General features: G+C 71.5%; 18 protein-coding genes. 10 read left to right on the top strand and 8 right to left on the bottom strand.

Annotated elements, in window-relative coordinates; genetic code table 11:
* Positions 1 to 64: 64 nt before the first annotated feature.
* Positions 65 to 553, bottom strand: coding sequence for a DUF6214 family protein (locus E5671_RS09960; protein ID WP_237330144.1), 489 nt, complete (start codon positions 551 to 553; stop codon positions 65 to 67).
* Between the two features lie 152 nt (positions 554 to 705).
* Here E5671_RS09960 and E5671_RS09965 point away from each other — a divergent pair, with 152 nt between their 5' ends.
* Positions 706 to 2,064, top strand: coding sequence for an FAD-dependent oxidoreductase (locus E5671_RS09965; protein WP_160503486.1), 1,359 nt, complete (start codon positions 706 to 708; stop codon positions 2,062 to 2,064).
* Positions 2,065 to 2,113: 49 nt separating this feature from the next.
* Here the strand turns inward: E5671_RS09965 and E5671_RS09970 are convergent, their stop codons facing one another.
* A complete protein-coding gene (locus tag E5671_RS09970) occupies positions 2,114 to 2,479 on the bottom strand; it encodes an ArsR/SmtB family transcription factor (protein ID WP_160503487.1) in 366 nt (121 codons plus the stop codon).
* A 160-nt stretch (positions 2,480 to 2,639) separates the two neighbouring features.
* On the opposite strand from E5671_RS09970, the gene E5671_RS09975 reads away from it, so the two are divergent.
* From E5671_RS09975 to E5671_RS09990, 4 genes are all read left to right on the top strand, one after another.
* A complete protein-coding gene (locus E5671_RS09975; protein ID WP_160503488.1) occupies positions 2,640 to 3,737 on the top strand; it encodes an oxidoreductase in 1,098 nt (365 codons plus the stop codon).
* Positions 3,738 to 3,901: 164 nt separating this feature from the next.
* Positions 3,902 to 4,111, top strand: coding sequence for a hypothetical protein (locus tag E5671_RS09980; protein ID WP_160503489.1), 210 nt, complete (start codon positions 3,902 to 3,904; stop codon positions 4,109 to 4,111).
* 155 nt (positions 4,112 to 4,266) lie between these two features.
* Complete coding sequence (locus E5671_RS09985) at positions 4,267 to 7,098, top strand: helix-turn-helix transcriptional regulator (protein ID WP_160503490.1); 2,832 nt, start codon at positions 4,267 to 4,269, stop codon at positions 7,096 to 7,098.
* A 135-nt stretch (positions 7,099 to 7,233) separates the two neighbouring features.
* A complete protein-coding gene (locus tag E5671_RS09990) occupies positions 7,234 to 7,980 on the top strand; it encodes an AfsR/SARP family transcriptional regulator (protein WP_160503491.1) in 747 nt (248 codons plus the stop codon).
* A gap of 323 nt (positions 7,981 to 8,303) precedes the next feature.
* Here the strand turns inward: E5671_RS09990 and E5671_RS09995 are convergent, their stop codons facing one another.
* The 6 genes from E5671_RS09995 to E5671_RS10020 form a co-directional block, all read right to left on the bottom strand.
* Positions 8,304 to 9,722: a hypothetical protein gene (locus E5671_RS09995; RefSeq protein ID WP_237330145.1), complete on the bottom strand. Its 1,419-nt coding sequence runs from the start codon at positions 9,720 to 9,722 to the stop codon at positions 8,304 to 8,306.
* The gene (locus tag E5671_RS10000) at positions 9,706 to 10,776 is read right to left on the bottom strand and encodes a caspase family protein (RefSeq protein ID WP_160503493.1); all 1,071 of its coding nucleotides are present in this window, start codon (positions 10,774 to 10,776) and stop codon (positions 9,706 to 9,708) included. The genes E5671_RS09995 and E5671_RS10000 overlap by 17 nt, the downstream gene beginning before the upstream one ends.
* Positions 10,777 to 10,809: 33 nt before the next feature.
* The gene (locus E5671_RS10005; RefSeq protein WP_160503494.1) at positions 10,810 to 12,306 is read right to left on the bottom strand and encodes a hypothetical protein; all 1,497 of its coding nucleotides are present in this window, start codon (positions 12,304 to 12,306) and stop codon (positions 10,810 to 10,812) included.
* Positions 12,307 to 12,390: 84 nt separating this feature from the next.
* Positions 12,391 to 13,221 carry a transporter substrate-binding domain-containing protein gene (locus E5671_RS10010; protein WP_160503495.1) on the bottom strand — a complete coding sequence of 277 codons (831 nt, stop codon included), beginning with the start codon at positions 13,219 to 13,221 and terminating at the stop codon, positions 12,391 to 12,393.
* Positions 13,222 to 13,296: 75 nt separating this feature from the next.
* Entirely contained in the window at positions 13,297 to 14,874 is a 1,578-nt protein-coding gene (locus E5671_RS10015; RefSeq protein ID WP_160503496.1) for a M81 family metallopeptidase, read from the bottom strand.
* On the bottom strand, positions 14,871 to 16,088 hold the full coding sequence (locus E5671_RS10020; RefSeq protein WP_237330146.1) for an ROK family transcriptional regulator: 1,218 nt from the start codon (positions 16,086 to 16,088) through the stop codon (positions 14,871 to 14,873). The genes E5671_RS10015 and E5671_RS10020 overlap by 4 nt, the downstream gene beginning before the upstream one ends.
* A gap of 171 nt (positions 16,089 to 16,259) precedes the next feature.
* On the opposite strand from E5671_RS10020, the gene E5671_RS10025 reads away from it, so the two are divergent.
* From E5671_RS10025 to mmuM, 5 genes are read left to right on the top strand one after another with little or no spacing between them, the layout of a single operon-like run.
* Positions 16,260 to 18,095: a peptide ABC transporter substrate-binding protein gene (locus E5671_RS10025; RefSeq protein ID WP_160503497.1), complete on the top strand. Its 1,836-nt coding sequence runs from the start codon at positions 16,260 to 16,262 to the stop codon at positions 18,093 to 18,095.
* Entirely contained in the window at positions 18,092 to 19,042 is a 951-nt protein-coding gene (locus E5671_RS10030; protein ID WP_160503498.1) for an ABC transporter permease subunit, read from the top strand. The genes E5671_RS10025 and E5671_RS10030 overlap by 4 nt, the downstream gene beginning before the upstream one ends.
* Positions 19,039 to 19,953 (top strand): ABC transporter permease, encoded by a 915-nt coding sequence (locus tag E5671_RS10035; protein WP_160503499.1) that lies wholly within the window; start codon positions 19,039 to 19,041, stop codon positions 19,951 to 19,953. The genes E5671_RS10030 and E5671_RS10035 overlap by 4 nt, the downstream gene beginning before the upstream one ends.
* Before the next feature lie 13 nt (positions 19,954 to 19,966).
* Positions 19,967 to 22,009, top strand: coding sequence for an ABC transporter ATP-binding protein (locus E5671_RS10040; protein WP_160503500.1), 2,043 nt, complete (start codon positions 19,967 to 19,969; stop codon positions 22,007 to 22,009).
* Positions 22,006 to 22,908 carry a homocysteine S-methyltransferase gene (mmuM, locus tag E5671_RS10045; protein ID WP_336605722.1) on the top strand — a complete coding sequence of 301 codons (903 nt, stop codon included), beginning with the start codon at positions 22,006 to 22,008 and terminating at the stop codon, positions 22,906 to 22,908. The genes E5671_RS10040 and mmuM overlap by 4 nt, the downstream gene beginning before the upstream one ends.
* Positions 22,909 to 22,933: the final 25 nt, after the last annotated feature.

Here is a 22,933-nt window from a genome sequence, read left to right on the forward strand (position 1 = left end):
GCGAGGGGTCCGCAGGTCAAACCACGGCGTCGCGCGGCCACAACCAGCGGCCACAACCATGTGCCTAGCGGCGGTTGTGGCGCGGTGGCAGCGCTCCCGCGTCCCGGGCGGAGGCGATGAGCTTGAGGGACCGGCGGCGGCTGCGGCCGGTCGCCTGCATCACCGCGAGGACGGGGTCCCGCCCCTCGGTCTGCGCCGCGCGGTACTCCTGAGCCACCATCAGCCGCCCCTCGCGTCCGCGCGGCCAGGACGGGCGGGCGCGGCGTACGGCGGGCCGGTCCTGCGGGCGCAGGGCGTCGCGGCGGGCCGGCGCGGTCGCGCCGTCATCCGCGTGCGGCGGCTGGGCGTGCAGCCCCTCCAGGGTGATCCGCCCCTCCGACACCACGGCCCGCGCGTCGATGGCGGCCCCGTCACCGAAGGTCAGCCGTACATGGAACGAAGGCGGTGCTGGGGGTGAGAAGGAGGGCGAGCCATCAGCATTCGGTCGATAGTGATCAGAAACGCCAAGAAAGGGGCTCTCAAGCACAATCAAAAGGTAGCCGTGCGATCGCATTAGGTCACGAACGGCACGCAGGGCCCGCGCGGCGGACGGCTCCTGAGCGGGGCGCCCGGATCAACGCGCCCCTCACCGAGTCTCCCCCTTCACGCACGGGGGTGCGATGCTGAAGACATCCCCCGAGGCCGCCTCGCGGAAGGAGCACCGCCGTGCTGCAGGTCGCCGTCGTCGGATCGGGCCCGAGCGGGGTCTACACCGCGCAGTCCCTCGTCCAGCAGGACCTAGTGCCGGGGGTGCGCGTCGACGTCATCGACCGGCTCCCCTGCCCGTACGGCCTCGTCCGTTACGGCGTCGCGCCCGACCACGAGAAGATCAAGTCCCTCCAGAACAACCTGCGCACGGTCCTCGAACACGACAGCGTCCGCTTCCTCGGCGGCATCGAGATCGGCCCCGGCGGCCTCCCCACCGCGCGGCTGCTCGACCTCTACCACGCGGTGGTCTACTGCGTGGGCGCGGCGGCGGACCGCAAGCTGGGGGTGCCGGGCGAGGACCTGCCGGGAAGCCATTCGGCCACGGAGTTCGTGTCCTGGTACAGCGCGCACCCGGACGCGACGGCCGACGGATTCATCGGGGGCGTGGAGTCCGCCGTGGTCATCGGCGTCGGGAACGTCGCGGTGGACGTCGCCCGGATGCTGGCGCGCGGCGTGGCCGAGCTGCAGCCCACCGACATGCCGGAGGCGGCGCTCGGCGTGCTTGCCGAGAGCCGGGTGCGCGAGGTCCACATGGTGGGGCGGCGCGGCCCTTCGCAGGCGCGCTTCACCACCAAGGAGCTGCGCGAGCTCGGCTCGCTCCCGGACACCGAAGTGATCGTGGATCCCGCGGAGTTGGCGCTCGACCCCGCGTACGCCGACCCCTCCGGCCTGCCCGCGGTCGGCCGCCGCAACGTCGAGGTGATGCGCGGCTGGGCCGAGCGCCCCGCGCGGAATCTGCCGCGCAGCATCCGGCTCCGCTTCTTCCTGCGTCCGGTGGCGGTGACGGAGGCCGCGGGGCGCGTCGGCGGGGTGCAGTTCGAGCGGACGCTGCCGGACGGCCTCGGCGGGGTGACGGGTTCCAAGCAGTACGAGGACATCGCGGGGCAGCTGGTCCTGCGCTCGGTCGGCTACCGCGGGGTGCCCATCGAGGGGCTGCCGTTCGACCCCGGGCTCGGCACGGTGCCGCACGCGGCGGGGCGGGTGCTGCGCGAGGGTGCCCCCTCCCCCGGTGAGTACGTGGCCGGCTGGATCAAGCGGGGGCCGACGGGCGTCATCGGGACCAACCGCCCGTGCGCCAAGGAGACGGTGCTGTCCCTCCTGGAGGATGCCCCCGCCCTCGTACGGAAGGGAGTGCCCGAGGATCCGCTGCCGGCGCTGCGCGAGGCGGGGCTGCATCCCGTCGAGTGGCGGGGCTGGCAGGCGATCGAGCGGGCGGAGGCGGCGCTTGGCGCCGCGCTGGGCCGTGGCCCGGTGAAAATCGCCGACTGGCCCGGGCTCCTCGCGGCGGCACGCGCTGAGGCCGCGCCGGACACGTAGTGACTTGACTGCGGGGCGTGGGGGCTTGTCGCGCGGTTCCCCGCGCCCCTTAAGGGGCGCTCGTGCGCTCCGCCTGAGCCTTCGCCGCCGCGAGGACACTGTCGAGGAGCCCCGGGAACAGCGCGTCCAGGTCCTCGCGGCGCAAGCCGTTCAGCTTTGCCGTGCCGCGGTAGATCTGTTGGATCACGCCGCTCTCGCGCAGCACCCTGAAGTGGTGGGTGCTCGTGGACTTCGTGACGGGCAGGTCGATCTGTGAGCACGAGAGTCCGTCGAGGCCCGGCTCGCACCCGGCCAGTTGCCGCACGACCCGCAGGCGCATCGGGTCCGACAGCGCGTGCAGCACACCCTCGAGGCGGATCTCCGCAGGCGTCGGATGGTCGAGCGCACGGCTGCTGATCGGTGCGGCGGTCGTCATGACGGCTCCACTTCGTCGGGGCTCACGTCGGGCTTCACGTCGGGGCTTCACGTCTTCCCGAAGGCCTCCATAGTACGAGAGGCATCGTAGTTTGACATCTGCCGTACTACGAGGTTTATCGTACGAGCCGTACCGACGTCCGTGACGAATGGAGTCCGCCGTGAGCGCGCTGTTCGAGCCCTACACCCTGCGATCGCTGACCATCCCCAACCGTGTGTGGATGGCGCCGATGTGCCAGTACTCGGCCGAGGTGTTCGGGCCGAACGCGGGTGTGGCGAACGACTGGCACTTCGCCCACTACGCGGCGCGCGCCGCCGGCGGCACCGGCCTGATCCTCGTCGAGGCGACGGCCGTGAGCCCCGAGGGCCGCATCAGCCCCGCGGACCTCGGGATATGGAACGACACGCAGGTCGAGGCGCTCCGCCGCGTCACCGGCTTCCTGAAGACCCACGGCACCACCCCGGGGATCCAGCTCGCCCACGCGGGCCGCAAGGCGTCCACCGACCGCCCCTGGAAGGGCGGCGGGCCCGTCGGCCAGGAAGACCACGGCTGGCAGCCGCTCGCGCCCAGCGCGCTCCCCTTCGACGAGGGCCACCACCTGCCGCACGAACTCAGCACGGAGGAGATCCGCGACGTCGTCGGCCAGTTCGCGGCCGCGGCACGGCGCGCGCTTGACGCCGGCTTCCAGGTGGTCGAGATCCACGGCGCCCACGGCTACCTCATCGGCGAGTTCCTCTCGCCGTTCTCCAATCACCGCACGGACGAGTACGGCGGCTCCTTCGAGAACCGCTCCCGGCTCGCCCTCGAAGTCGTCGACGCCGTCCGCGCCGTATGGCCCGAGGAGCTGCCCCTCTTCTTCCGGATCTCCGCGACCGACTGGCTGACGGAGAACCCCGAGGACGAGCGCGAGGGCTGGACGGCCGACGACACCGTCCGCCTCGCGAAGGAACTGCACGCCCACGGCGTCGACCTCCTGGACGTCTCCACCGGAGGCAACGCCCCGAGGGCGCGCATCGAGGCGGGCCCCGGCTACCAGGTCCCGTTCGCGGCGCGGGTGAAGGCGGAGACGTCGCTCCCCGTGGCGGCCGTCGGCATGATCACCGACCCCGGGCAGGCCGAGAAGATCCTCGCCAACTCCGAGGCGGACGCCGTGCTCCTGGGCCGCGAACTCCTGCGCAACCCCTCGTGGGCGCGCCACGCCGCCAACGACCTCGGCGGCGAGGTCGCCACGCCCCAGCAGTACCACCGGATGGTCTGAGCCCCACGGCCCAGCCCACTTGCCGCGGCAGCCTTGGCCAAGGGTTGGGGACTGGGGTCATCCCTAGGTGACTCCCCGAAGCGCGGCCCCGACCGGGGTTCATACCGTGGCGCTGTCGCGATGTGTCACGGTTCGGGGCCTGTACCGGCCCTCGGGAGGACGTTGTGCGCTACGTCATCGAGGTGTTCCGCTCCCCCGGGGGCGTGCACGGCAATGTGGTGGATACGGGCTGCGAGGATGGGGACACGGGCCACTGCACGCCGTTTCACGGCTGGCTGGAACTGCTCGCGCTGCTCGAACCGCCCCCGGACGCCGCGTCCGCGGAAGCCGGAGAACACCCTTGCGCGGCAGGTGATGACTCCTGTGGCGCCTGATGCCGCCTCGCGTGAACCGGCTCCTCGGGAGTGGGGAAACCGCTTGTACCGAGAACAGTTCCGGCAGCATTGTGGACGTTCAGGGCCATGCGCCCGGCACGGGTCACCGTCACAGTCATGGCGCCCGTACCGGGTGCCGACATGTGGGGGCGGTGATGACGTCCGGCGACATACTGAACGGCCATGTCCACGCACCGGCGCCCCATGAGGCGTTCTCCGGTCGTACGCGCGAACTCGCGGCGCTCCAGGAGGAGTTCCGCCACGCGCGCGAGGGTGCGCCGCGGCTCGTCCTGATCGACGGGCCCGGCGGCATCGGCAAGTCCGCGCTGGTGCGCAGGTTCCTGGACACGGCGGGCGACGCCTGTGTGCTCCAGGCCAGCGGCGAGGAGAACGAGAGCGTGCTGCCCTGCGGGGTGCTCGCCCAGTTCGTCGGGCAGAGTCCGATCCCGCTGCCCGACTGCCTGGGTGTGCTGGTCCGCACGCCCCGCTCGGCGCCCGGCACCCTGCCGCCGCTCGCGGCCGGCTTCGGTCTGCTCGACCTGCTGAGCGAGCTGCAGGACAAGGGCCCCGTCATCCTGGTGCTCGACGACGCCCACTGGGCCGACTCCGCGTCGCTGAACGCGCTGACGTTCGCGCTGCGGCGGCTGCGCGTCGACAAGGTCCTCGCGATCGTGACGGCGCGGGACCCGCAGGCGCCCCAACTGCCGGACGGCATCCGCAGGCTGCTCGCCGACGTCCGCACCCGGCGCATCCCGTTGCACGGGCTGACCCCGGACGAACTGGGCTCCCTCAGCGCGCAGATGGGCAGCGACCGGCTCCCGCACTCCGCTTCCGTACGCCTGCGTGACCACACGCACGGCAACCCACTGCATGCCCGCGCCCTCCTGGACCAAGTGCCCGCGCACGTCCTGCGGGACGTCACCACACCACTGCCCGCGCCGCGTTCGTACGCCATGCTGGTGCTCGCCAACCTCGCGGAGTGCGGGCCCCAGGCGCTGCGGCTCGTCCAGGCGGTCAGCGTGCTCGGGCTCTCCTGCCCGCTGAGCGTGGCCGCCTCGCTCGCCCGCGTCACCGCACCGCTGCCCGCGCTCGAACGGGCCGTCAAGGCAGGCCTGTTGAAGGAGACGCAGCCGGGGGCCGCACCCGAGATCGCCTTCCCGCACCCCCTCGTCCATGCCGCCGTCTACCAGGACATCGGCCCCGCGCACCGCGCCGATCTGCACACGCGGGCCGCCGCCCTGGTCGACGACGAATACGCGAGTCTGCGCCACCGCGTGCTCGCCGCCACGGGCCCCGACGAGCATCTCGCCGCCGCCCTCGCCGCCTGCGCGAGGCGCGAGGCCGCCACCGGACAGTGGGCGGTGGCCGGCACCCACCTGCGGCACGCTTCCCGCGTGGCGACGACCGACCTGGAGCGCGACCGGCTCGCCGTCGAGGCGGTCGAGGCGCTGCTGCTGGACGGCCGTGTGCACGAGTCGGCCGAGCTCGCCGCGGGGCTTCCGGCCGGCGCGGACCCGGCGCTGCGCGGGTACGTACGCGGATATGTGGCCCGCGTCCAGGGCCGCATGGAGCAGGCGCAGACGCTGCTCGTCGACGCCTGGAACCAGTGCGACCACGAGAGCAACCCCTCGCTCGCGGCGCGGGCGGCGGAGCAGCTGAGCTACGCCGCCGTGATGCGGGGGCGTTCCTCCGACGCCGCCCAGTGGGCGGAGCGCGCCCAGCGGCTCTCCACCCTCCAGGGGCCGAGCCGGATGCTGCGCTTCAACCACCTTCTCGCGCTGGGCCTCAGCGGGTGCGCCAAGAAGGGCATCGAACTCGCCGGTGACCTTCCCGATCCGCTCCTCGTGCCGCCCGCGAACATCGATCTGCTGCTGGCACGCGGCCAGTTGAGGCTGTGGTCGGACGATCTCCTCGGCGCACGCGCCGACTTGCTGGGTGCCGTGGCCAACTGCCGCAGGGGGACGGTGCCGTTGCGGCTGCTCTCGGCCTCCGCGCTCGCCCAGACCCTGCACCGGCTCGGCGACTGGGACGAGGCACTGATCCACGCCGAGGCGTCCGCCTCGATCGCCGACGACACCGAGCAGTCGTGGCTGAAGCCCGTCACGCACGCCATCGCCAGCTGGATCCTCTCGGCACGCGGCAGCTGGGACCGCGCGTCGGTGCACCTGCGGCTCGCCCTGGACGCGCCCGGCTGCGACGAGAGCGCGCTGGCCTACGCTTACGCGGCGTCGGCGCACGGGGCCTTCGCCGAGGCCCGCGCGGAGCCCGAGCGGGTGGTGGATGCGCTGCGGCCGCTCCTGGACTTCGCCTCGCACGACGGGGTGAACGAACCGGGCGTGGTGTCCTGGCGTGAGCTCCTGGTCGACGCGTTGATCCAGCTCGGCGATCTCGACGAGGCTCAGGCGGTCCTTCTGCCCTACGAGGAGCGGGCGCAGGCACGCGGGCAGCACGCGGCGCTGTCCGCCGCGGCCCGGGTGCGGGGCAATCTGCACGCCGCGCGCCGGGAGACGGACCGGGCCCAGGCGTCGTTCCTGCGCGCGCACGACCAGGCGGCGCAGATCCCGTCCCCGTTCGGCCGCGCCCGCGTCCAGCTGGACCACGGGGCGTTCCTGCGCAGGATCGGCCGCCGCTCGGTAGCCGTGGCGCAGCTGCAGGCGGCGTACACGACAATGCGCGAACTGGACGCCGGGCCCTATCTCGCGCGGTGCGAACGGGAGTTGGACGCCTGCGGGCGTGCGGCGCCCCCGCGGCCCGCGCACGACCCGGCGGACGTGGACTCCGCCGCCGAAGGGCTCACCCCGCAGGAGCTCGCCGTCGCGCGCCTGGCGTCGCAGGGCTTCACCAACCGGCAGATCGCCACCGCGCTCGCACTGAGCGTCAAGACCATCGAGTACCACCTGGGCCACACCTATACGAAGCTCGGCATCACCTCGCGCATCGGGCTCGTGCACCACTTCGCCCCCCAGGACCGGCGCACGTCGTCGTAGGCCGTCGCAGGCCCCCAGGCCCGGGCCCTGGCACACCGGGGTTATCCCTGGGCGGTTCCCTGAGGCACCCCTGCCGCTGTCCGGCGTAGTTTCTTGGCTGGTCAGGGGATGTGATGCACAAGTGGGGGTGCACAGATGGCTGTCACGGAATGTCCGGCGGTATGCGGCGACGCTCCACCGGCCCTGCGTCTGCGGCTGCTCGGGGGGTTTCACCTCAGCCGCGGCGAAGGTGACGGCGGCGGGCAGGTCGACCTGTCCGCCAGCGGGCAGCAGTTGCTCGCCCTCCTCGGGCTCCGCGGCCCCGCGACACGTTCGGTGCTCGCGGGGACCCTGTGGCCCGACGTCATCGAGGAGCGTGCGCGGGCCTGCCTCCGTACCGCCATCTGGCGCCTCAACGCGGCGAGTTCGGCCGTCGGCGGCCCCCGGCCCGGGGTGCTCGCGCTCAGCCGGCGCGTACGGATGGACATCCAGGACTTCACCACCACGGCACATCGCATACTCGCGGCCCCGGCTGAGGGGACCGGGGCCGCGTGCTCCTCACTGATGGGCATGGGGGAGCTGCTGCCCGGCTGGCATCAGGACTGGGTGGTGTTCGAGCGCGAGCGGTTGCATCAGCTGCGGCTGCACGCGCTCGAAGCCCTTTCGGCGCGGCTCGTCGTGCGCGAGCAGTACGCCCCCGCCCTGGAGGCCGCCCTGGAGAGCACCAGGATCGATCCGCTGCGCGAGAGCGCGCACCGTGCGGTCGTGACGGTGCACCTCGCCGAGAACAACCTCGCGGAGGCGGTACGGCACTTCAAGGCGTTCCGCAGGCTGCTCCGCACGGAGCTCGGCATCGAACCCTCGGAGCAGTTCCGCACGATGGTGCGGCGCGCGCTGACCTGACGGACGGACACGACGGGGAGGCGGGGCAGCCATGGTGAACGGGACCGCAGCGAGGGTTCCTCAAGAACGGGTGACGCGCCACCACGTCACCGACGGCCTGTCTGTCCGTGCGCGCTCGGGGGCGCACGGGCCGCAGGTCGTACCACCCACCCCTGCCGGCCGTGTTGGGGGACGCGGTCGGCAGGCCACCGACGTTCCGCCACGCACGGTCACGGGGGTGCCGAGCGCGGTACGGGGACGCCGGTAACGGTGACGGCCCCGGCAGGCGATGCCTCCCGGGGCCGTCACCGCGTTCCCCCTTTCCCCCCTTCATTCCCCCTGCATCACTCCCCTCGCGGCCTCCTGAGCTCCTCGATCGCCCTGTCGACCGCCTTGTGCGGCAGGCCGGTCATCCGTGACAGGTCCTTGGCCTCCATGCTGCTCAGTACGTCGTCCACGCTCTTGTCCTCGACACTCGCGATCTCCCACACGTAGCGCTGGACCCTGTCGACCGGATCGACGAGCCGGGACCGCCTCGCCGCGAGGACGTCCCCCGCCACCGGCGCGACGAGGCCGCCCCGCGCCGCGATGCCCGGCCGGGGCTCCTGCTCAAGCCAGGTCGTCCACACGCCGCGCCCGACCATGTGTTCCGCCGCGCTCTCGGCCACCGAACCGTCCTGGAGGATGCCCGGGTCGGCCGAGTCCGCCCGGACCAGGAGGCGGCAGGAGGCCGCGAGCATGGGCGGTGACGCGACCGGCGGCACCGGCTCACCGAGCAGGGTGCGCAGCGCGGCGATGTCCGGCTGGTCGGGGGCGTACTTGACGAGTCGGTCCAGGATGCCGCGGATCCGCCCCAGATCGGGGGTCGGGTGCAGCAGCAGGGCATGGGCCCCGATGATGCCGAGGAAGGGGTTGACGCTCCGTGCGTCGAGCAGGCCGTGCAGCTGCCGCGTCGACACGAGGTCGATCCCCTGCCGCAGCCCCGAGAGCGCGGCCTCCAGGGCGAGGTCCAGGGTGCGGTCCGCCGGCTGCCACCCGATGCCCTGGGGCACCATCTGGATCGAGGCGAACTGCGGCTGCGGGCCCTGCGGTCCGTTGCTCACGAACACCAAGGTCGTCCACCCGTCAAGGACGTGCAGCGCCTGCGCGAGGCGCAACCCGTCGGCGGGCTGCCTGCGTGTCCTCAACCGGTAGCCGCCGGGCGGCAGTTCGCCGCTCCAGGCCGACCACTCCTGTCCTCCGGAGGGCTCCCAGCCCCCGGCGCCGCCGTCCACGGGCACGCCGTGCTCGTCGGCGACCTCCAGGGCGAACGGGTCGAGCTGCCAGCCCCGGCGCAGGTTGCGGATGAGCACCATCAGGGTCGGCGGGCCCCCGCCGTGCGTCGCCTCCGCGCTCCAGCGCATCGCGGCGGCGCGGTGGTCCTCGCAGGTCGTGGGGGTGCCCTCGACCGGTGTGGCCGTGGGCATGCGGGGCAGCGCGAGCCGCTCGACGAAGGGTTCGGTGCCGACCTCGACGAACCGGCTCTCCACCTCGCCGCCGAACCGCTGCTCGATGCGGTAGATGCCGGGCGGCAGCGTCGTGTCGATGGTGCCCATCGCGTGCGCCACCTCGTGGAACGCGGAGTCCGTGACGGTGACGAGGACCGACGGGGTGTCCGGTATGACGACGAACGGCACGCGCTTCGCGGTCTCCTCCCGGGCGCGCCGCCGCTCCTTCGCCGCCTCCTCCCGGACGCGCCGCCGCTCTTCAGAGCTGGACACCATTCCCACCGCCTGTCATTACCTCGAAGAATCCACGGTTCTGGAAGTCGTCCGCCGTCAAGCTCTCCGGCGTCGCCCGGTACAGGCCCGGGGCGAGCTTCTCGACGCGTTCCGTGGCGTCGACGAGCAGCCTGAGCGGTGGCTCGTCGGGGTCGCCGCCGCGCAGCTGCACCCAGCCCCGGAATCCGTCAGGGAAGCGCAGCGTGACGGCTGGCATGCCGTTCTCCACGTCACGGGCGAAGACCATCGGAGCGCTGCCCTTGACGAACCTGGGCTGCTGCGGGACCAGCAGGTGCCTGGTGCGGTCCTCCACATGCCGTACGACGTAGTCCGCGAGGCTGTCGGAGGTGATGAGCCCCTTGCGGTTGGCGCTGCGACCGCCGAGGCCGTCGAGGAGCGCGGTCGTGAAGTGCCCGCGCGCCAGGTCGGGTTCGGCGTTCTGTTCCTCGTAGGCCGGGTCGCCTTGCGAGGTGGCGTACCCGACGAAGCAGTCGACCTTCTCCAGCGCCCCCGCTGTCGAGGTGAAGGGCGGCCCGAAGGGGAACATGGAGCCGTTGCCGCTGCTCGTACGGCAGCAGTCCGCGAAGCAGACGATCTCGCGGAACGGCGACGACGACTCGTACCAGTCCAGGTACTGGCCCACGGCGAGGTGGTTGCCGAGCAGGTCGAAGGCGGCGTTGGCCATCAGGAGGGCGGTGCTGTTCGGGGGCGTCAGGAATCCGTGCCCCGCGAGGAAGAAGTAGAGACGGGTCCGCTGCCTCGCGGCCTCCCACTCCTCCTCGGGCCGGTCCTGTATCGCCAGCTGGACCGCGATGTTCGCCCGGTAGAGCGCCAGATCGACGTTCTCTCTGGTCGGTACGGCGCTCATGAAGTCGGCGACGCGCTCCTGCTCCTCGGTGGCGGTGACCAGCGTGACGTTGCCTTCGGGCACATCGCCTCCCTCGGGGTCGACGAGCCAGTCCCGGAACCGGACCGCATCACCCCGCGCGGCCTGAAGGTCACTGATGGCCGGATAACGGTTGATGCCTACGACCACGGCGTAGTGCAGGTCGTTCATCGGACTCTCCCCCTACGTTCAGTCCTCGCGCCGTCAGTCCGCGAGCATCGCCGCCACGCTCGCGAGGACCTGCGGGTCGTCGTCGAACGCGGTGTGGCTGCGCGCCCCCGCGTCCAGGCCCGGCGACCAGACCGTGCGCGCGGAGTCCGCCCGCAGGAAGCCCCGCAGGTCGTCGGAGCCGGGTCCCGGGGCGGCGGAGTCGAGGTACCAGCGCTGCATGCCCGCGATCGGCGTGACCACGGACTGCCCGGACGGCCCGCGCTCCAGGACTCCGGAGATGAAGTACAGCAGCGACCTCGGGTACAGGAACGGCACGAGGTGGTCGGCCTGCTCCGCCCTGTCGGTCATGGTGAACATCCGGAACCGGTCGAAGAGTTCGGCCTGTCGGCGGACGACCGGCGCGAGCTGCGCCACCGTGCAGGCCGGCGCGAGGAGGACCACGTCACGCAGCCGGAAGTCGGCGGGCAGGGGGTCGTTCTCCGCGGCGCGCCTGCGCACGAGGTCGTCGAGGAGGTTGCTGATGAACACGGCGCCCGCGCTGTGGCCGACGACGGTCACCTGGGGGCGGGTGCCGGCGGCGAGCAGCTCGGCGAACCGGTCCAGGAAGTACCGTCCGGCGCGGACCTCGTCGTCCGCTGCGGCGAAGGTGTCCGCGGTCTGCCGCTTCATCGCGCCCCAGATCGCGGCGCCCACGTTGGCGAGGTAGAACTCGCGGAGGATCTCCTCGACGACCGTCGGATAGAGCCCGTGGTCGTTGCGCTGCCGGAAGCGGCCTACGACGGCCGCCACGACCCGCACGGTCTTGCGCACGATCAACGCGGTGCTCACCAGGGCACGTTCCCCCGTGCCCGCCCTGTCCGCGAGGTCGGCCACGACGTCCGGTGACATCAGTGTGGCCGCCGCGGCACGCCCCCCGATGATGTCTCGCGCCGCGGCGACCGGCTCTGTGGGTTCGGCCCCGGCCTGGGGCGTCACCGAGTTCACGATCTCCCGTGTGCGCTCGGCCAGTTCGGTGTCCGCCGAGAGCTCGGCGGCGATCTGCCTCTGCTCGACCTCGTTCAGCGGGGGCACCTCATGCGGGGCGGTCAGCCGCGCGTAAGGCTCCTGCCCCGCTCGTACTTGGGCGAGTTCGGCTGCTACGGCCCTCGGGGAAGGGGTGGTCACCGCCCCGAGGGCTCGCTGTCCCGGCTCCCGGAAGACGGTGCCGGTGGCGTAACGCGTGACCCTGTTGAGCAGCGTGCGGAAGACGCTCTCGTTCAGGATCTGCGGCAGGTTGCCCCGCAGGGTCTCCAGGAGCCCGCTGCTCCACACGAAGAAGACGGGCTCGGCGCCCGCCGCCTCGTACATGGGCGCGAGCCGCTCGGCGGTGGCGAACCCCAGCATGTCGTCGGTGAGTCCACCGTGGAAGTGGAGCACCACGCGCGGCCGGTCCTTGAGCCCGGCCACGAGCTCGTCGATGTCGGCGGTGGTGGTCGAGGCGAGTCGACCGCTCTGCCTGCTGTGGATGCACCGCTCACGGTAGGAAGCCATGCCCAGGAAGGTAGAGCGGCGGCGCTGCCGCGACATCGGGGACGGGCTCAGGGATAACCCCGGACCGGAAACGGCCGGGAGCGGCTAGGACCCCGAGGCAGGACCCATCCATTCCGCCTCGTATCCCGCGTACGTCCCGTCGTGCGTCGCCAGGTGCGTGAACTGGTCGACGTACTCCTTGAACTCCTCGTCCCCACGGGGCAGTGCGTATGCCTTCTCGGAGAAGGTGAAGGGCTTTTCGGGGTGCAGGGAGCAGAGTTCGGGGTGGATCTTGGCCTGGTAGCGGGTCTCGCTGGCGTCCGTCATCATCACGTCCGCCCGCCCCGCGATGATCTCCTTGAAGATCGTGGTGTTCTCCGGGTGCAGCTTGATCGTGGCCTGCTTGATGTTCTCGCGCGCGAACTGCTCGTTCGTGCCGCCGGGGTTGACGATGACGGTGGTGCCCGGCTTGTCGATGTCCTTGAGCGTGCCCTCGCCGAATTTCTCCTTGTCGGCGCAGCGCACGATCGGCGTCTTGCCGTCCTCGCGGGTGGGCTCGCTGAAGTAGACCTGACGGGCGCGCGGCAGGGTGATGGAGACGCCGCCGACCGCGATGTCACAGCGCCCCGCCGCGACGTCCTTGGCGAGGTTCGCCCAGGTCGTGGCCACGTACTTGGGCTTGGCATCGAGGCTCTCCGCCAGGTCCTCGGCCATCTTGATGTCGACGCCGCTGTACGTCTTGTCGGCGGGGTCCCGGTGCGTGAACGGGCGGTAGTCGCCGGTCGTGCACACCTTGAGGACCCCCGACTTCGGCACGGAGTCCAGGAGGCTGCCGTGGTGGCGGTCCTTGCCGCGCCCGGCGTCGGGGGACGCGGGCGCGGCGGCCGTGACGGCGAGCAGACAGACCAGGGCGGACAGGGTGGCGGCACGCTTCACGGGGGCTCCTCCGTACGGGTTCGCGGCTCGGAGGGATCACCTTCGCAGAAGCGTTCCCGCCGGTGAAGCCCCTTCTCACCTGCCGGGCGACCCCAGCTGAGTGGGTGTCAGGTCGGGGCCCGCCCCGTCGTCGTGCGCGGCCTCGTCGAACGGGTAGAGCGGGCGCTCCACCCGGTGGTGGCCGAGCCGGGGCAGGTCCTGGTCGACGCCGCCCGGGGTGAGGGCGAGGAGCCAGTCGGCGGCCATGCCGTAGAGCTCGGGCTCCAGGTAGCCGATCTTGACGACCACCAGGTCGAAGGTGCGCGGGTCGATGCCGAGGCCGCCGTCCGCCGGGCCCATGAAGTCCGCGAGGGTGTGGAAGGGCTTGCGGCGCTCGACGAGGATGACGGTCACGCCACCGGTCCGTACGGCCGCCATGTCGACGCCACGGTCGTAGGCGCCTCCCTCCGCCCGGTCCTTCTGCTCGGTCGCGCGCTGCAACGCCGTGACGGTGCCGGTGAGTTCGTACGGGCCGCCGTGGTTCGCGTCGACCTTGCCGCCCACGCTCAGGGTGACCTCGGCGCCCACTCCGGCCTCGAAGCAGCGGGCGACGGCGACCGGGTCGGTGATGCCGGGGTGGACGGCGGTGACCTTCCCGGAGCGGATGGCGTCGTTCTCCAGGAGCTTGCCGAGCATGTACGCGAGGTCGCCTGCGCCGCCCGCCGTGGGGTTGTCGCCGGAGTCGCTGATCAGGAAGGGTCGTTTGGCCGACGCGACCGCCTTCTCGATGCACTCCTCCGCGCCGCCTGTCGGGCCGACGAAGACGAAGTCGCGGCGCGCGTCCCAGTAGCGACGGGCAAGCTTCTCGGCCTCGGCGGCGGCCAGTTCGGGGTCGTCCCCGGTGACGACGATCGCGGCCTTGCAGCGCGGCTCGTCCGCCCAGGCGTAGCCGACCCACAGCGCGGCGTCGAGGATGCCGTCCAGCTTCTCGATGTCGGCGAGCGAGGCGTAGAGGGACTTGGCGGGCTCCAGGCGGGTGCTGGTCTTCTCACCGGGCAGGAGCACCGGCACCTGGACCCAGGCGCGGTGCGGCCGGGTTCCCTCGCGCAGGCAGCGTATGAGATTGCGTGCGGCCCGCTCACGGGTCTCCCAGGCGTCCTCGTGCGGGGCGAGGCGGTGGGCGGTGAGCAGGTCGACGGGCTCGGCGAACCGGCGTGAGACGTTGCCGTGCAGGTCCATGGCGGTCGAGATCATCGGGCGGCCGCCGTCGGGGGTGCCCACGGCGTCGAGGGCGGCACGGACCGCTTCCGTCAGGTCGGCCTCGGCGTCGGTCAGGCCGATGACGCTCATCGCGCCGTGGATGTCGTAGACGAGGCCGTCCAGAGGGCCCGCTTCCCGTATGCGCGTGACCAGTTCGTCCTTGAGGATCAGGTACGACTCGGCCTCGACCGGGCCGCCGGGCAGCGAGGTCGCGTGCAGGAGCGGCACCCATTCGACCGTGTACGCGAGGTCCGAGTCCGGCTGGGTCCAGGTGTAGCGGTCCAGGAGGTCCTGGCCCCGGGTCCGGCGGAAGTCGTCCGTGGTGGAGCGGTGCGGGCAGAAGGTCGAGGACTCGATGCCGATGCCGCCGATGCCGATGCGGAGGCGACGCTGGTTCGTTGCGGGGGTGGTCATGCCTGGACGCTCTCTTCCTGGGGTGCCGGGGTGATCGGGAGGTTCTGGCGCAGGGCGGTGAGTCCGGCGCCGAGGAGGCCCGCGTCGCGCCCTGTCACGGTGGTGGTGATCTCCAGGTCCGCGGTGGCCAGGGGCAGGCAGCGCTCGTAGAGGACGCCGCGCACGGCGGCGACGAGCGGTTCGGCGGTGGCGAGTACGCCGCCGAGGGCGACGGCCTGGGGGTTGAAGAAGTTCACGACGACGGAGAGGACCGTGCCGATGTGCCGTCCCGCGGTGCGGACGAGGGTGGTGGCCTGCGGGTCGCCGTCGGCGACCAGCCGCAGGAGCTCGGTGGTGTCCGCCACCTCGACGCCCTCCTTGCCGAGTTCGCGGATGAGGGCGGCGCCGCTTGCCACGGTCTCCAGACAGCCGATGTTGCCGCAGCTGCACGGGCGGTCGCCCGCCGCCTCGATGCGTACGTGACTGATGTCGCCCGCGGAGCCGCCCGCGCCGTCGTGCGGGCGGCCCGCCACGATGACGCCGCTGCCGATGCCGCGGCCCGCCTTGACGACGACCATGTGGTCGAGGCCCGGGCGCGCGGTGCGGTGCTCGCCGACGGCCATCATCGTGGCGTCGTTGTCGACGGTGACGGGGATGCCGAGGCGTTCGGCGAGGACGTCGCGCAGCGGGTAGCGGTGCCAGCCGGGCATGCGGGACGGGCTCATGACGCGGCCCTCGCCGGGCCGCACGGGGCCGGGGAAGGCGACGCCGAGGGCGCGGACCGCGCGGCCCGACTCCCGCTGCCGGGCGCCCAGTTCGGCGACCTGGCCGCAGAGCCAGTCGACGGCGGACTCGGGCCCGGCTGTGATGTCGTGCGGCAGGTCGACGGCGTCAAGGACGGTGCCGCCGAGGTCGACGACGCCGATACGGGCGTGGTGGCTGCCGAGGTCGGCGGCGAGAGCGACGCCGCCCTGCGCGTGGACTTGCAGGAGCCGGGGGCGGCGGCCACCGCGTGAGGCTCCCTCGCCTGATTCGGTGAGCACGCCGGCGGCGACGAGTTCCTGTACGCGCAGCGACACGGTGGAGGGGGCGAGCCCCAACTCCCTTACGAGATCGGCCCGCGAGGAGGCGGCGCCCGAGGAGACCAGCTGCAGGATGTGCTGCGCCGACCCCGGTTCGCCGTGCGGTGTTCCGGCCATGCCGCCCCCAGTTACTTCGATCTGTTCGTTCGACATCGGGACGAACACTAGATCTCTTCGAAGCAAGTTGGCCAGACCCTCCCGACTTTGGGACTTCTTGCCGAATGAAGCTATTGACTTGGTTTTCTCGTGCGGCCTAGCGTTCGGGCGCCGCCTCGTCGTTCTCCGGCACGGGGCCGGTCCCGTACCCCTTGGAGGCCCATCGCCATGCGCTCACTCAGGTCTGCGGCGGCAGCGCTGCTCGTCCTCGCGGCGGCGCTCACGGGCTGCACGCAGGAGGGCGGCCGTATCGACATGGCCCCCACCGGCGGCGCTCCGGTCGAGGGCGGCACCGCCACGATGGCCCTGCCGCCCGCCGCGACGCCGAACTGGATCTTCCCGATCGGCGCCCCCGGCTACGGCGCCTCGTACAACTACGGGATCCAGTCGCTGCTCTTCATGCCGGTGTACGACGCCGTGCAGGAGAAGGGCGAGCTGACCACGCACGGCCCCAGCACGCTCGGTCTGGAGCCGGAGTTCAGCGACGGCAACAAGACCGTGACCGTGCCGCTGCGCGAGGGCGTGAAGTGGTCCGACGGAAAGCCGGTCACGGCCCGCGACATCGAGTTCTGGTTCAACCTCGTCAAGGCCAACAAGACGAGCTGGGGCAACTACTCGGTCGGCACGATGCCCGACAACGTCAAGCGCTTCGAGACGGTCGACGACCATACCGTGCGCCTGCACCTGAGCCGCGCGTACAACCCCGACTGGTTCACCGCCAACCAGCTCACGCTGATGCGGGCACTCCCCCAGCACGCCTGGGACGCCAGGACCGACGGCGGCGAGGTCGGCGACTGGGACCGCACGAAGGAAGGCGCCAAGACCGTCTTCGCGCGGCTCACGCGGCACGCCAAGAGCCTGGGTTCGTACGGCTCCGACCCGCTCTGGAAGACCGTCAACGGCCCGTGGAAGCTGGCGGGTTGGCGCGACAGCGGCCAGGTCACCATCGTGCCCAACGAGAAGTACACCGGCCCGAAGTCGCAGCGCCCGCACCTCGACAAGGTCGTCTTCAAGCCCTTCACCACGGCCGACTCCGAGTACAACGTGCTGCGTTCGGGAGGCGTCGACTACGGCTACATCCCGCCGTCGGTGATGGCACAGAAGGAGAAGTTCGAGGAGAAGGGCTACCGCGTCGACCCCTGGGAGGGCTGGGCGGCGACGTACATCGTCTACAACTTCAACTCCACGCACGCGGGCCCGATGATGGACCAGCTCTACATCCGCCAGGCGATGCAGCACCTCGTCGACCAGAAGGCGATGAGCGACGTCATCTGGCAGGGCAGCGCCACGCCGACGCTCGGTCCGGTGCCGGTGACGCCGAAGAGCCAGTACTTGTCCAAGGCGATGGAGAAGAACCAGTACCCCTTCGATGTGCACGAGGCCCAGCGGCTCCTCACCGAGCACGGCTGGAAGACCGAGGACGGGACCGCCCGCTGTGTACGCCCCGGAACGGGCCCCGACGAGTGCGGCAAGGGCATCGCGAAGAACGCACCGCTCGAACTCACCCTGCTCTCCCAGTCCGGCTCCACCGAGACCACGAACATGATGCAGGAGCTCAAGTCCTCGCTCTCCAAGGGCCGTATCGACCTGACCGTGCGTCAGCAGCCGCTGAACTCGGTGCTCGGCAACTCCGTTCCGTGCAAGGCGAAGGACCCCGGCTGCGCATGGGACATGTCGTTCTTCGGCACGGCCGGCAGCTGGTACTACCCGCTCAACCCGAGCGGTGAGCAGCTCTTCTCCACCGGCGCTTCGGCCAACTTCGGCAACTACAGCGACAAGAAGGCCGACCGGATCATCCGCGGAGTGCAGTACTCGCCCGACATGAAGGCCGTGCACGAGTACGGCGAGTACCTCGCCGAGCAGCTGCCGGTGATGTGGATGCCCAACCCCGCCTACCAAGTCTCCGTCATCCGCAACGACTTGCGAGGCGTCAGCCAGAACCCGACCGTCACCTTCGCGCCGCAGGACTGGTATTACGTCAAGAAGAAGGGAGCCGACAAGTGACCGGCTTTCTGGTCAAGCGCTTCCTTCAGGCGCTCGTCGTGCTGTTCCTCGTCTCGATCATCGTCTTCACACTGCTCCACATGCTGCCCGGCGGCCCCGCGCGCGCCATCCTGGGCCCCAAGGGCACACCGCAGCAGATCGACACCTTCAACCACCAGCAGGGGTACGACCGTTCGCTTCCCGCGCAGTACGTGATGTACCTGAAGCGACTCTTCACCGGCGACCTCGGCGAGTCGTTCAAGCTCAACTCGCCGGTCTTCGAGCTGCTCAAGCAGCGCCTGCCGAAGACCCTGCTCCTGACGGTGCTCTCCACCGCGCTCGCCGTGGTCATCGCCGTCCCACTCGGCCTGCTCCAGGCCGTACGGCGCGGCAAGGCGTCGGACTACGCGCTGACGGGGCTCGCCTTCCTCCTCTACGCGACGCCGGTGTTCTTCCTCGGCCTCATCATGATCATCGTGTTCGCGCAAGTGCTGCCGATCCTCCCGGCGGAGGCACCGCAGGGCGAGAGCGTCGGTGAACTCCTCGGCGACTTCACGGGGTTGGTGCTCCCGGTCGTCACCATGGCGTTCGGCATCGTGGCGATGTTCAGCCGCTACATGCGCTCGGCGGTCCTCGACAACCTCACCGAGGAATACGTCCGTACGGCGATGGCCAAGGGCCAGTCGAGCCGCCGGATCATGGTCCGCCACGTCCTGCGCAACGCGCTCATTCCGCTGGCCACGCTGCTCGGCCTCTATCTGCCGACGCTCTTCAGCGGCGCGCTCGTCGTCGAGTCGATGTTCAACTACCCCGGCATGGGGCTGCTGTTCTGGAACGCGGCGCAGGGCTCCGACTTCCCCGTGCTGCTCGGCGTGACGCTCGTCGTCGGCGTCGCCACCGTCATCGGCTCGCTGCTCACCGACATCCTCTACGCCGTCCTCGACCCCCGGATCCGGAGCGTGGCATGAGTACCGCGACCGCAGACGTCACCCCCGGGGCGGCCCCGGGGAACGAGGCGGCGGCGCAGGCCACGCCCTCGCTGGCCCGCCGAACGCTCCAGGTCTTCACCGGCAACAAGCTCGCCCTGACGGGCGTGGTGGTCCTGATGCTGCTCCTGGCCTTCAGCTACCTCGGCCCGCTGCTCCACCCCACGGAGCAGGTGCACACCGACCTCTCCCAGGCGAATCTCGCGCCGGGCAGCCCCGGCCACCTCCTGGGCACCACCGACCTGGGCTACGACATGGTCGGGCGGCTGATGGCCGCCGGGCAGACCTCGCTCGAAATAGGCCTGGCGGCAGGCCTGTTGGCGACGCTCTTCGGGACCGTGTACGGCGCGGTCGCGGGGTACTTCGGCGGCTGGGTGGACGCGGCGATGATGCGGATCACGGACGCGGCACTCGCGATCCCGGCGATGTTCCTGCTCGTCGTGGTCGCCGCCATCATCACGCCGAGCAAGGGCGTCCTCATCGTCATCATCGCCTCGGTCGCCTGGCTCTCCCCCGCCCGTCTGGTGCGCGGCGAGGCGCTCTCGCTGCGCGACCGCGAGTACGTACAGGCGATGCGGATGATGGGCGGCGGTGGCGCGCGGGCCGTGTTCAAGCACATCGTGCCCAACGCGATCGGCACGGTCATCGTCAACTGCACCTTCCAGATCGCCGACGCCATCCTCTACGTCAGCTATCTCGCCTTCCTGGGCCTGAGCATTCCGCCGCCATCGGCCGACTGGGGCTCGATGCTCTCGGCCGGCATCACCTACACCCAGAACGGCTACTGGTGGCTGATCTTCCCGCCGGGCATCGCGATCGTCCTGGTCGTCGCCGCGTTCAACTTCATCGGTGACGGGCTGCGGGACGCGTTCGAAGTACGGCTGCGGAAGTAAGGGAGTACAAGACATGACCCACCCTCTGCTCAAGATCGAAGATCTGCGCGTCGACATCACCTCGCGCGAGCGCACCGTCCACGCCCTCGACGGCGTTTCCTTCGAACTCGCCCCGGGTGAGGCCCTGGGCATCGTGGGCGAGTCTGGCTGCGGCAAGACGATGACCGCGCTCAGCGTCCTCGGACTCCTTCCGCCCGGCGGCGAAGTCACCGGCGGACGCGTCCTGTTCGACGGCCAGGACCTGGCCGCGGCCCCCGCGCCGGTCCTTCAGGACGTACGGGGCAACACCATCGGCATGGTCTTCCAGGACCCGCTCACCTCGCTGAACCCGACGATGACGATCGGGGCTCAGGTCGCCGAGCCACTCGTCCTGCACCGCCCCGAGCTGAGCAGGAAAGAGGCGTGGGCGCGGGCCGAGGAGATGCTGCGCCTGGTCGGCATGCCGCAGCCCGCCGAGCGCATGAAGGCGTATCCGCACCAGTTGTCAGGCGGCATGCGCCAGCGCGTGGCGATCGCCATGGCCCTGGTCTGCGAGCCGAAACTGCTCATCGCGGACGAGCCGACCACCGCCCTGGACGTGACGACGCAAGCCCAGATCCTGGAGCTGATCGACGGGCTCCGCGAGCGGCTCGGCATGGCGATGATCCTGGTCACGCACGACCTGGGTGTCATCGCGAGCCGGGTCGACCGGGTCGCGGTGATGTACGCGGGCAGGGTCGCCGAACAGGCCGATGTGCGCGGCCTGTTCGCGAGACCCCGGCACCGCTATACGGAGGCGCTGTTCGCCTCGCTCCCCGAGCGCGCCGCGGACAGCGGCACCGCGCTCCACACCATCCCGGGCCTTCCGCCGAACCTGGCGGTGCGCCCGACGGGGTGCCGCTTCGCGCCGCGCTGCACCTTCGCGTCGGACGAGTGCCGGGAGCGGGAGCCGCAGCTCGCGGACGACGAAGTGCGGGGCGGCGAGCACCGGTTCGCCTGCTTCCATCCGGTGCCGGACAACGCGTCGGAGGACGAGGTCGTGATCCCGCCGGCCGTGCCCGCGCCGCGCGCACCCGGTGACGTGCTCCTCGAACTCGACGCTCTGGTCAAGGACTTCCCCCTCAAGAGCGGCGCCTTCTCGCGCCGTCGGGGCACGGTGAGCGCGGTCGGCGGGGTGTCCCTGGAGGTCAGGAAGGGCGAGACGTTCGGCATGGTCGGCGAGTCCGGGTGCGGCAAGACCACGCTCGGGCGGATCGTCGCCGGCCTGGAGGAGCCGACCGCCGGGCGGGTGCGCTTCGAGGGGCACGACCCGGCAGAGATGTCGCGGGCCGAGCGGCGGGCGCACCGGCGGCGCGTGCAGCTGATGTTCCAGGACTCCACTGCCGCCATGGATCCCCGGATGCGGGTGGGCGAGATCCTGCGGGAGCCCCTCGTCATCCAGGGTGTCGGCACCCGCGCCGACCAGGAGAAGCTGATCGGCGAACTCCTGGACGCGGTCGGCCTGCCGCGCGGCGCCGTGCACCGCTTCCCGCACGAGTTCTCCGGTGGCCAGCGCCAACGTCTGGGTCTGGCACGGGCGTTGACTCTGTCCCCCGACCTGGTGGTCGCGGACGAGCCGGTCTCCGCGCTCGACGTCTCCGTGCAGGCGCAGATCCTGAACCTGATGCGGGAGCTGCAGCGGGAACGCGGCCTGACGTATCTGTTCATCTCGCACGACCTGGCGGTGGTGCGCCACCTCGCGGACACCGTCGGCGTGATGTACCTGGGCAAGCTGGTCGAGTCGGGCCCGGCCGCGCAGGTGTACTCCTATCCGCTGCATCCCTACACGCGGGGGCTGCTCGACACGGTCAACCTGCCGGACCCCACGGCGGCCAAGGGCCCAGGCCGCACTCCCCTGGAGGGCGAGACGCCGTCGGCCGCGAAGCCCCCGTCGGGCTGCCGCTTCCGCACCCGGTGCCCCCTGGCCCAGGTGGTGTGCGCCACCACGGAGCCGCCGGTGTCCACCCCGAACAGTGCGGGACACCAGGTCGCGTGCCACTTCCCCCTGTCCGCGCCTCGGCTAGCGTCGGCAGTGTGAAACTCGCGGATGCCCTGACCCGCCGCCCGCTCGTGCTCGACGGCGGCCTCTCCAACCAGCTGGAGGCCGCCGGGCACGACCTGAGCGACGCCCTGTGGTCGGCGAGGCTGCTTGCCGACGAGCCGGGGGCCGTCGCCGCGGCGCACCGGGCGTACTACGAGGCAGGCGCGGACATCGCCACCACGGCGAGCTATCAGGCGACGTTCGAAGGCTTCGCGAAGCACGGCGTCGACGCGGTGAGCACTGCGGAACTGCTGCGCCTGAGCGTGGAGTTGGCCCGCGACGCGGGAGCGGATGCCGGGCGCGAGGTGTGGGTGGCCGCGTCCGCGGGACCGTACGGCGCGATGCTCGCGGACGGCTCCGAGTACCGGGGCCGGTACGGCCTGACGGTGGCCGAGCTCGAACGCTTCCACCGCCCGCGCCTGGAGGTCCTGGCCGACGCGGAGCCGGACGTCCTGGCCCTGGAGACGGTGCCGGACACGGACGAGGCGCGGGCCCTGCTGCGGGCCGTGCGCGGGCTGGGCGTGCCCGCCTGGCTCTCGTACACCGTCTCCGGCGGCTACACGCGGGCGGGCCAGCCCTTGACGGAGGCCTTCGCGCTGGCCGCCGACGCCGAGGAGATCCTCGCGGTCGGCGTCAACTGCTGTGACCCGCAGGACGCGGACGCGGCGGTGCGCCTCGCCGCGCGGATCACGGGAAAGCCGGTGGTGGCGTACCCGAACAGCGGCGAGACGTGGGACGCGGCCGCGAGGACGTGGCGGGGCCCGGCGCACTTCACCGCGGGCCGGGTCGCGGGCTGGCGGGACGCGGGGGCACGGCTGATCGGGGGTTGCTGCCGGGTGGGGCCGGAAACGATCTCACGGGTGGCCGCGGAACTGTCCGGGACCGGGCGGTCGTAGCAAGGCCTCAAGGGCGGGCGACACC

Source organism: Streptomyces sp. BA2 (assembly GCF_009769735.1).
Lineage (GTDB): Bacteria > Actinomycetota > Actinomycetes > Streptomycetales > Streptomycetaceae > Streptomyces.

Bases quoted from the DNA above. Each gene is read 5' to 3' on its own strand.
- E5671_RS09985 (WP_160503490.1), top strand. From the start codon at position 4,267: ATGACGTCCGGCGACATACTGAACGGCCATGTCCACGCACCGGCGCCC.
- E5671_RS10040 (WP_160503500.1), top strand. From the start codon at position 19,967: ATGACCCACCCTCTGCTCAAGATCGAAGATCTGCGCGTCGACATCACC.
- E5671_RS09970 (WP_160503487.1), bottom strand. From the start codon at position 2,479: ATGACGACCGCCGCACCGATCAGCAGCCGTGCGCTCGACCATCCGACG.
- E5671_RS09995 (WP_237330145.1), bottom strand. From the start codon at position 9,722: ATGGTGTCCAGCTCTGAAGAGCGGCGGCGCGTCCGGGAGGAGGCGGCG.
- E5671_RS10015 (WP_160503496.1), bottom strand. From the start codon at position 14,874: ATGACCACCCCCGCAACGAACCAGCGTCGCCTCCGCATCGGCATCGGC.
- E5671_RS09960 (WP_237330144.1), bottom strand. From the start codon at position 553: ATGCGATCGCACGGCTACCTTTTGATTGTGCTTGAGAGCCCCTTTCTT.
- E5671_RS10000 (WP_160503493.1), bottom strand. From the start codon at position 10,776: ATGAACGACCTGCACTACGCCGTGGTCGTAGGCATCAACCGTTATCCG.
- E5671_RS10005 (WP_160503494.1), bottom strand. From the start codon at position 12,306: ATGGCTTCCTACCGTGAGCGGTGCATCCACAGCAGGCAGAGCGGTCGA.
- E5671_RS10035 (WP_160503499.1), top strand. From the start codon at position 19,039: ATGAGTACCGCGACCGCAGACGTCACCCCCGGGGCGGCCCCGGGGAAC.
- E5671_RS10025 (WP_160503497.1), top strand. From the start codon at position 16,260: ATGCGCTCACTCAGGTCTGCGGCGGCAGCGCTGCTCGTCCTCGCGGCG.
- E5671_RS10020 (WP_237330146.1), bottom strand. From the start codon at position 16,088: ATGTCGAACGAACAGATCGAAGTAACTGGGGGCGGCATGGCCGGAACA.
- E5671_RS09990 (WP_160503491.1), top strand. From the start codon at position 7,234: ATGGCTGTCACGGAATGTCCGGCGGTATGCGGCGACGCTCCACCGGCC.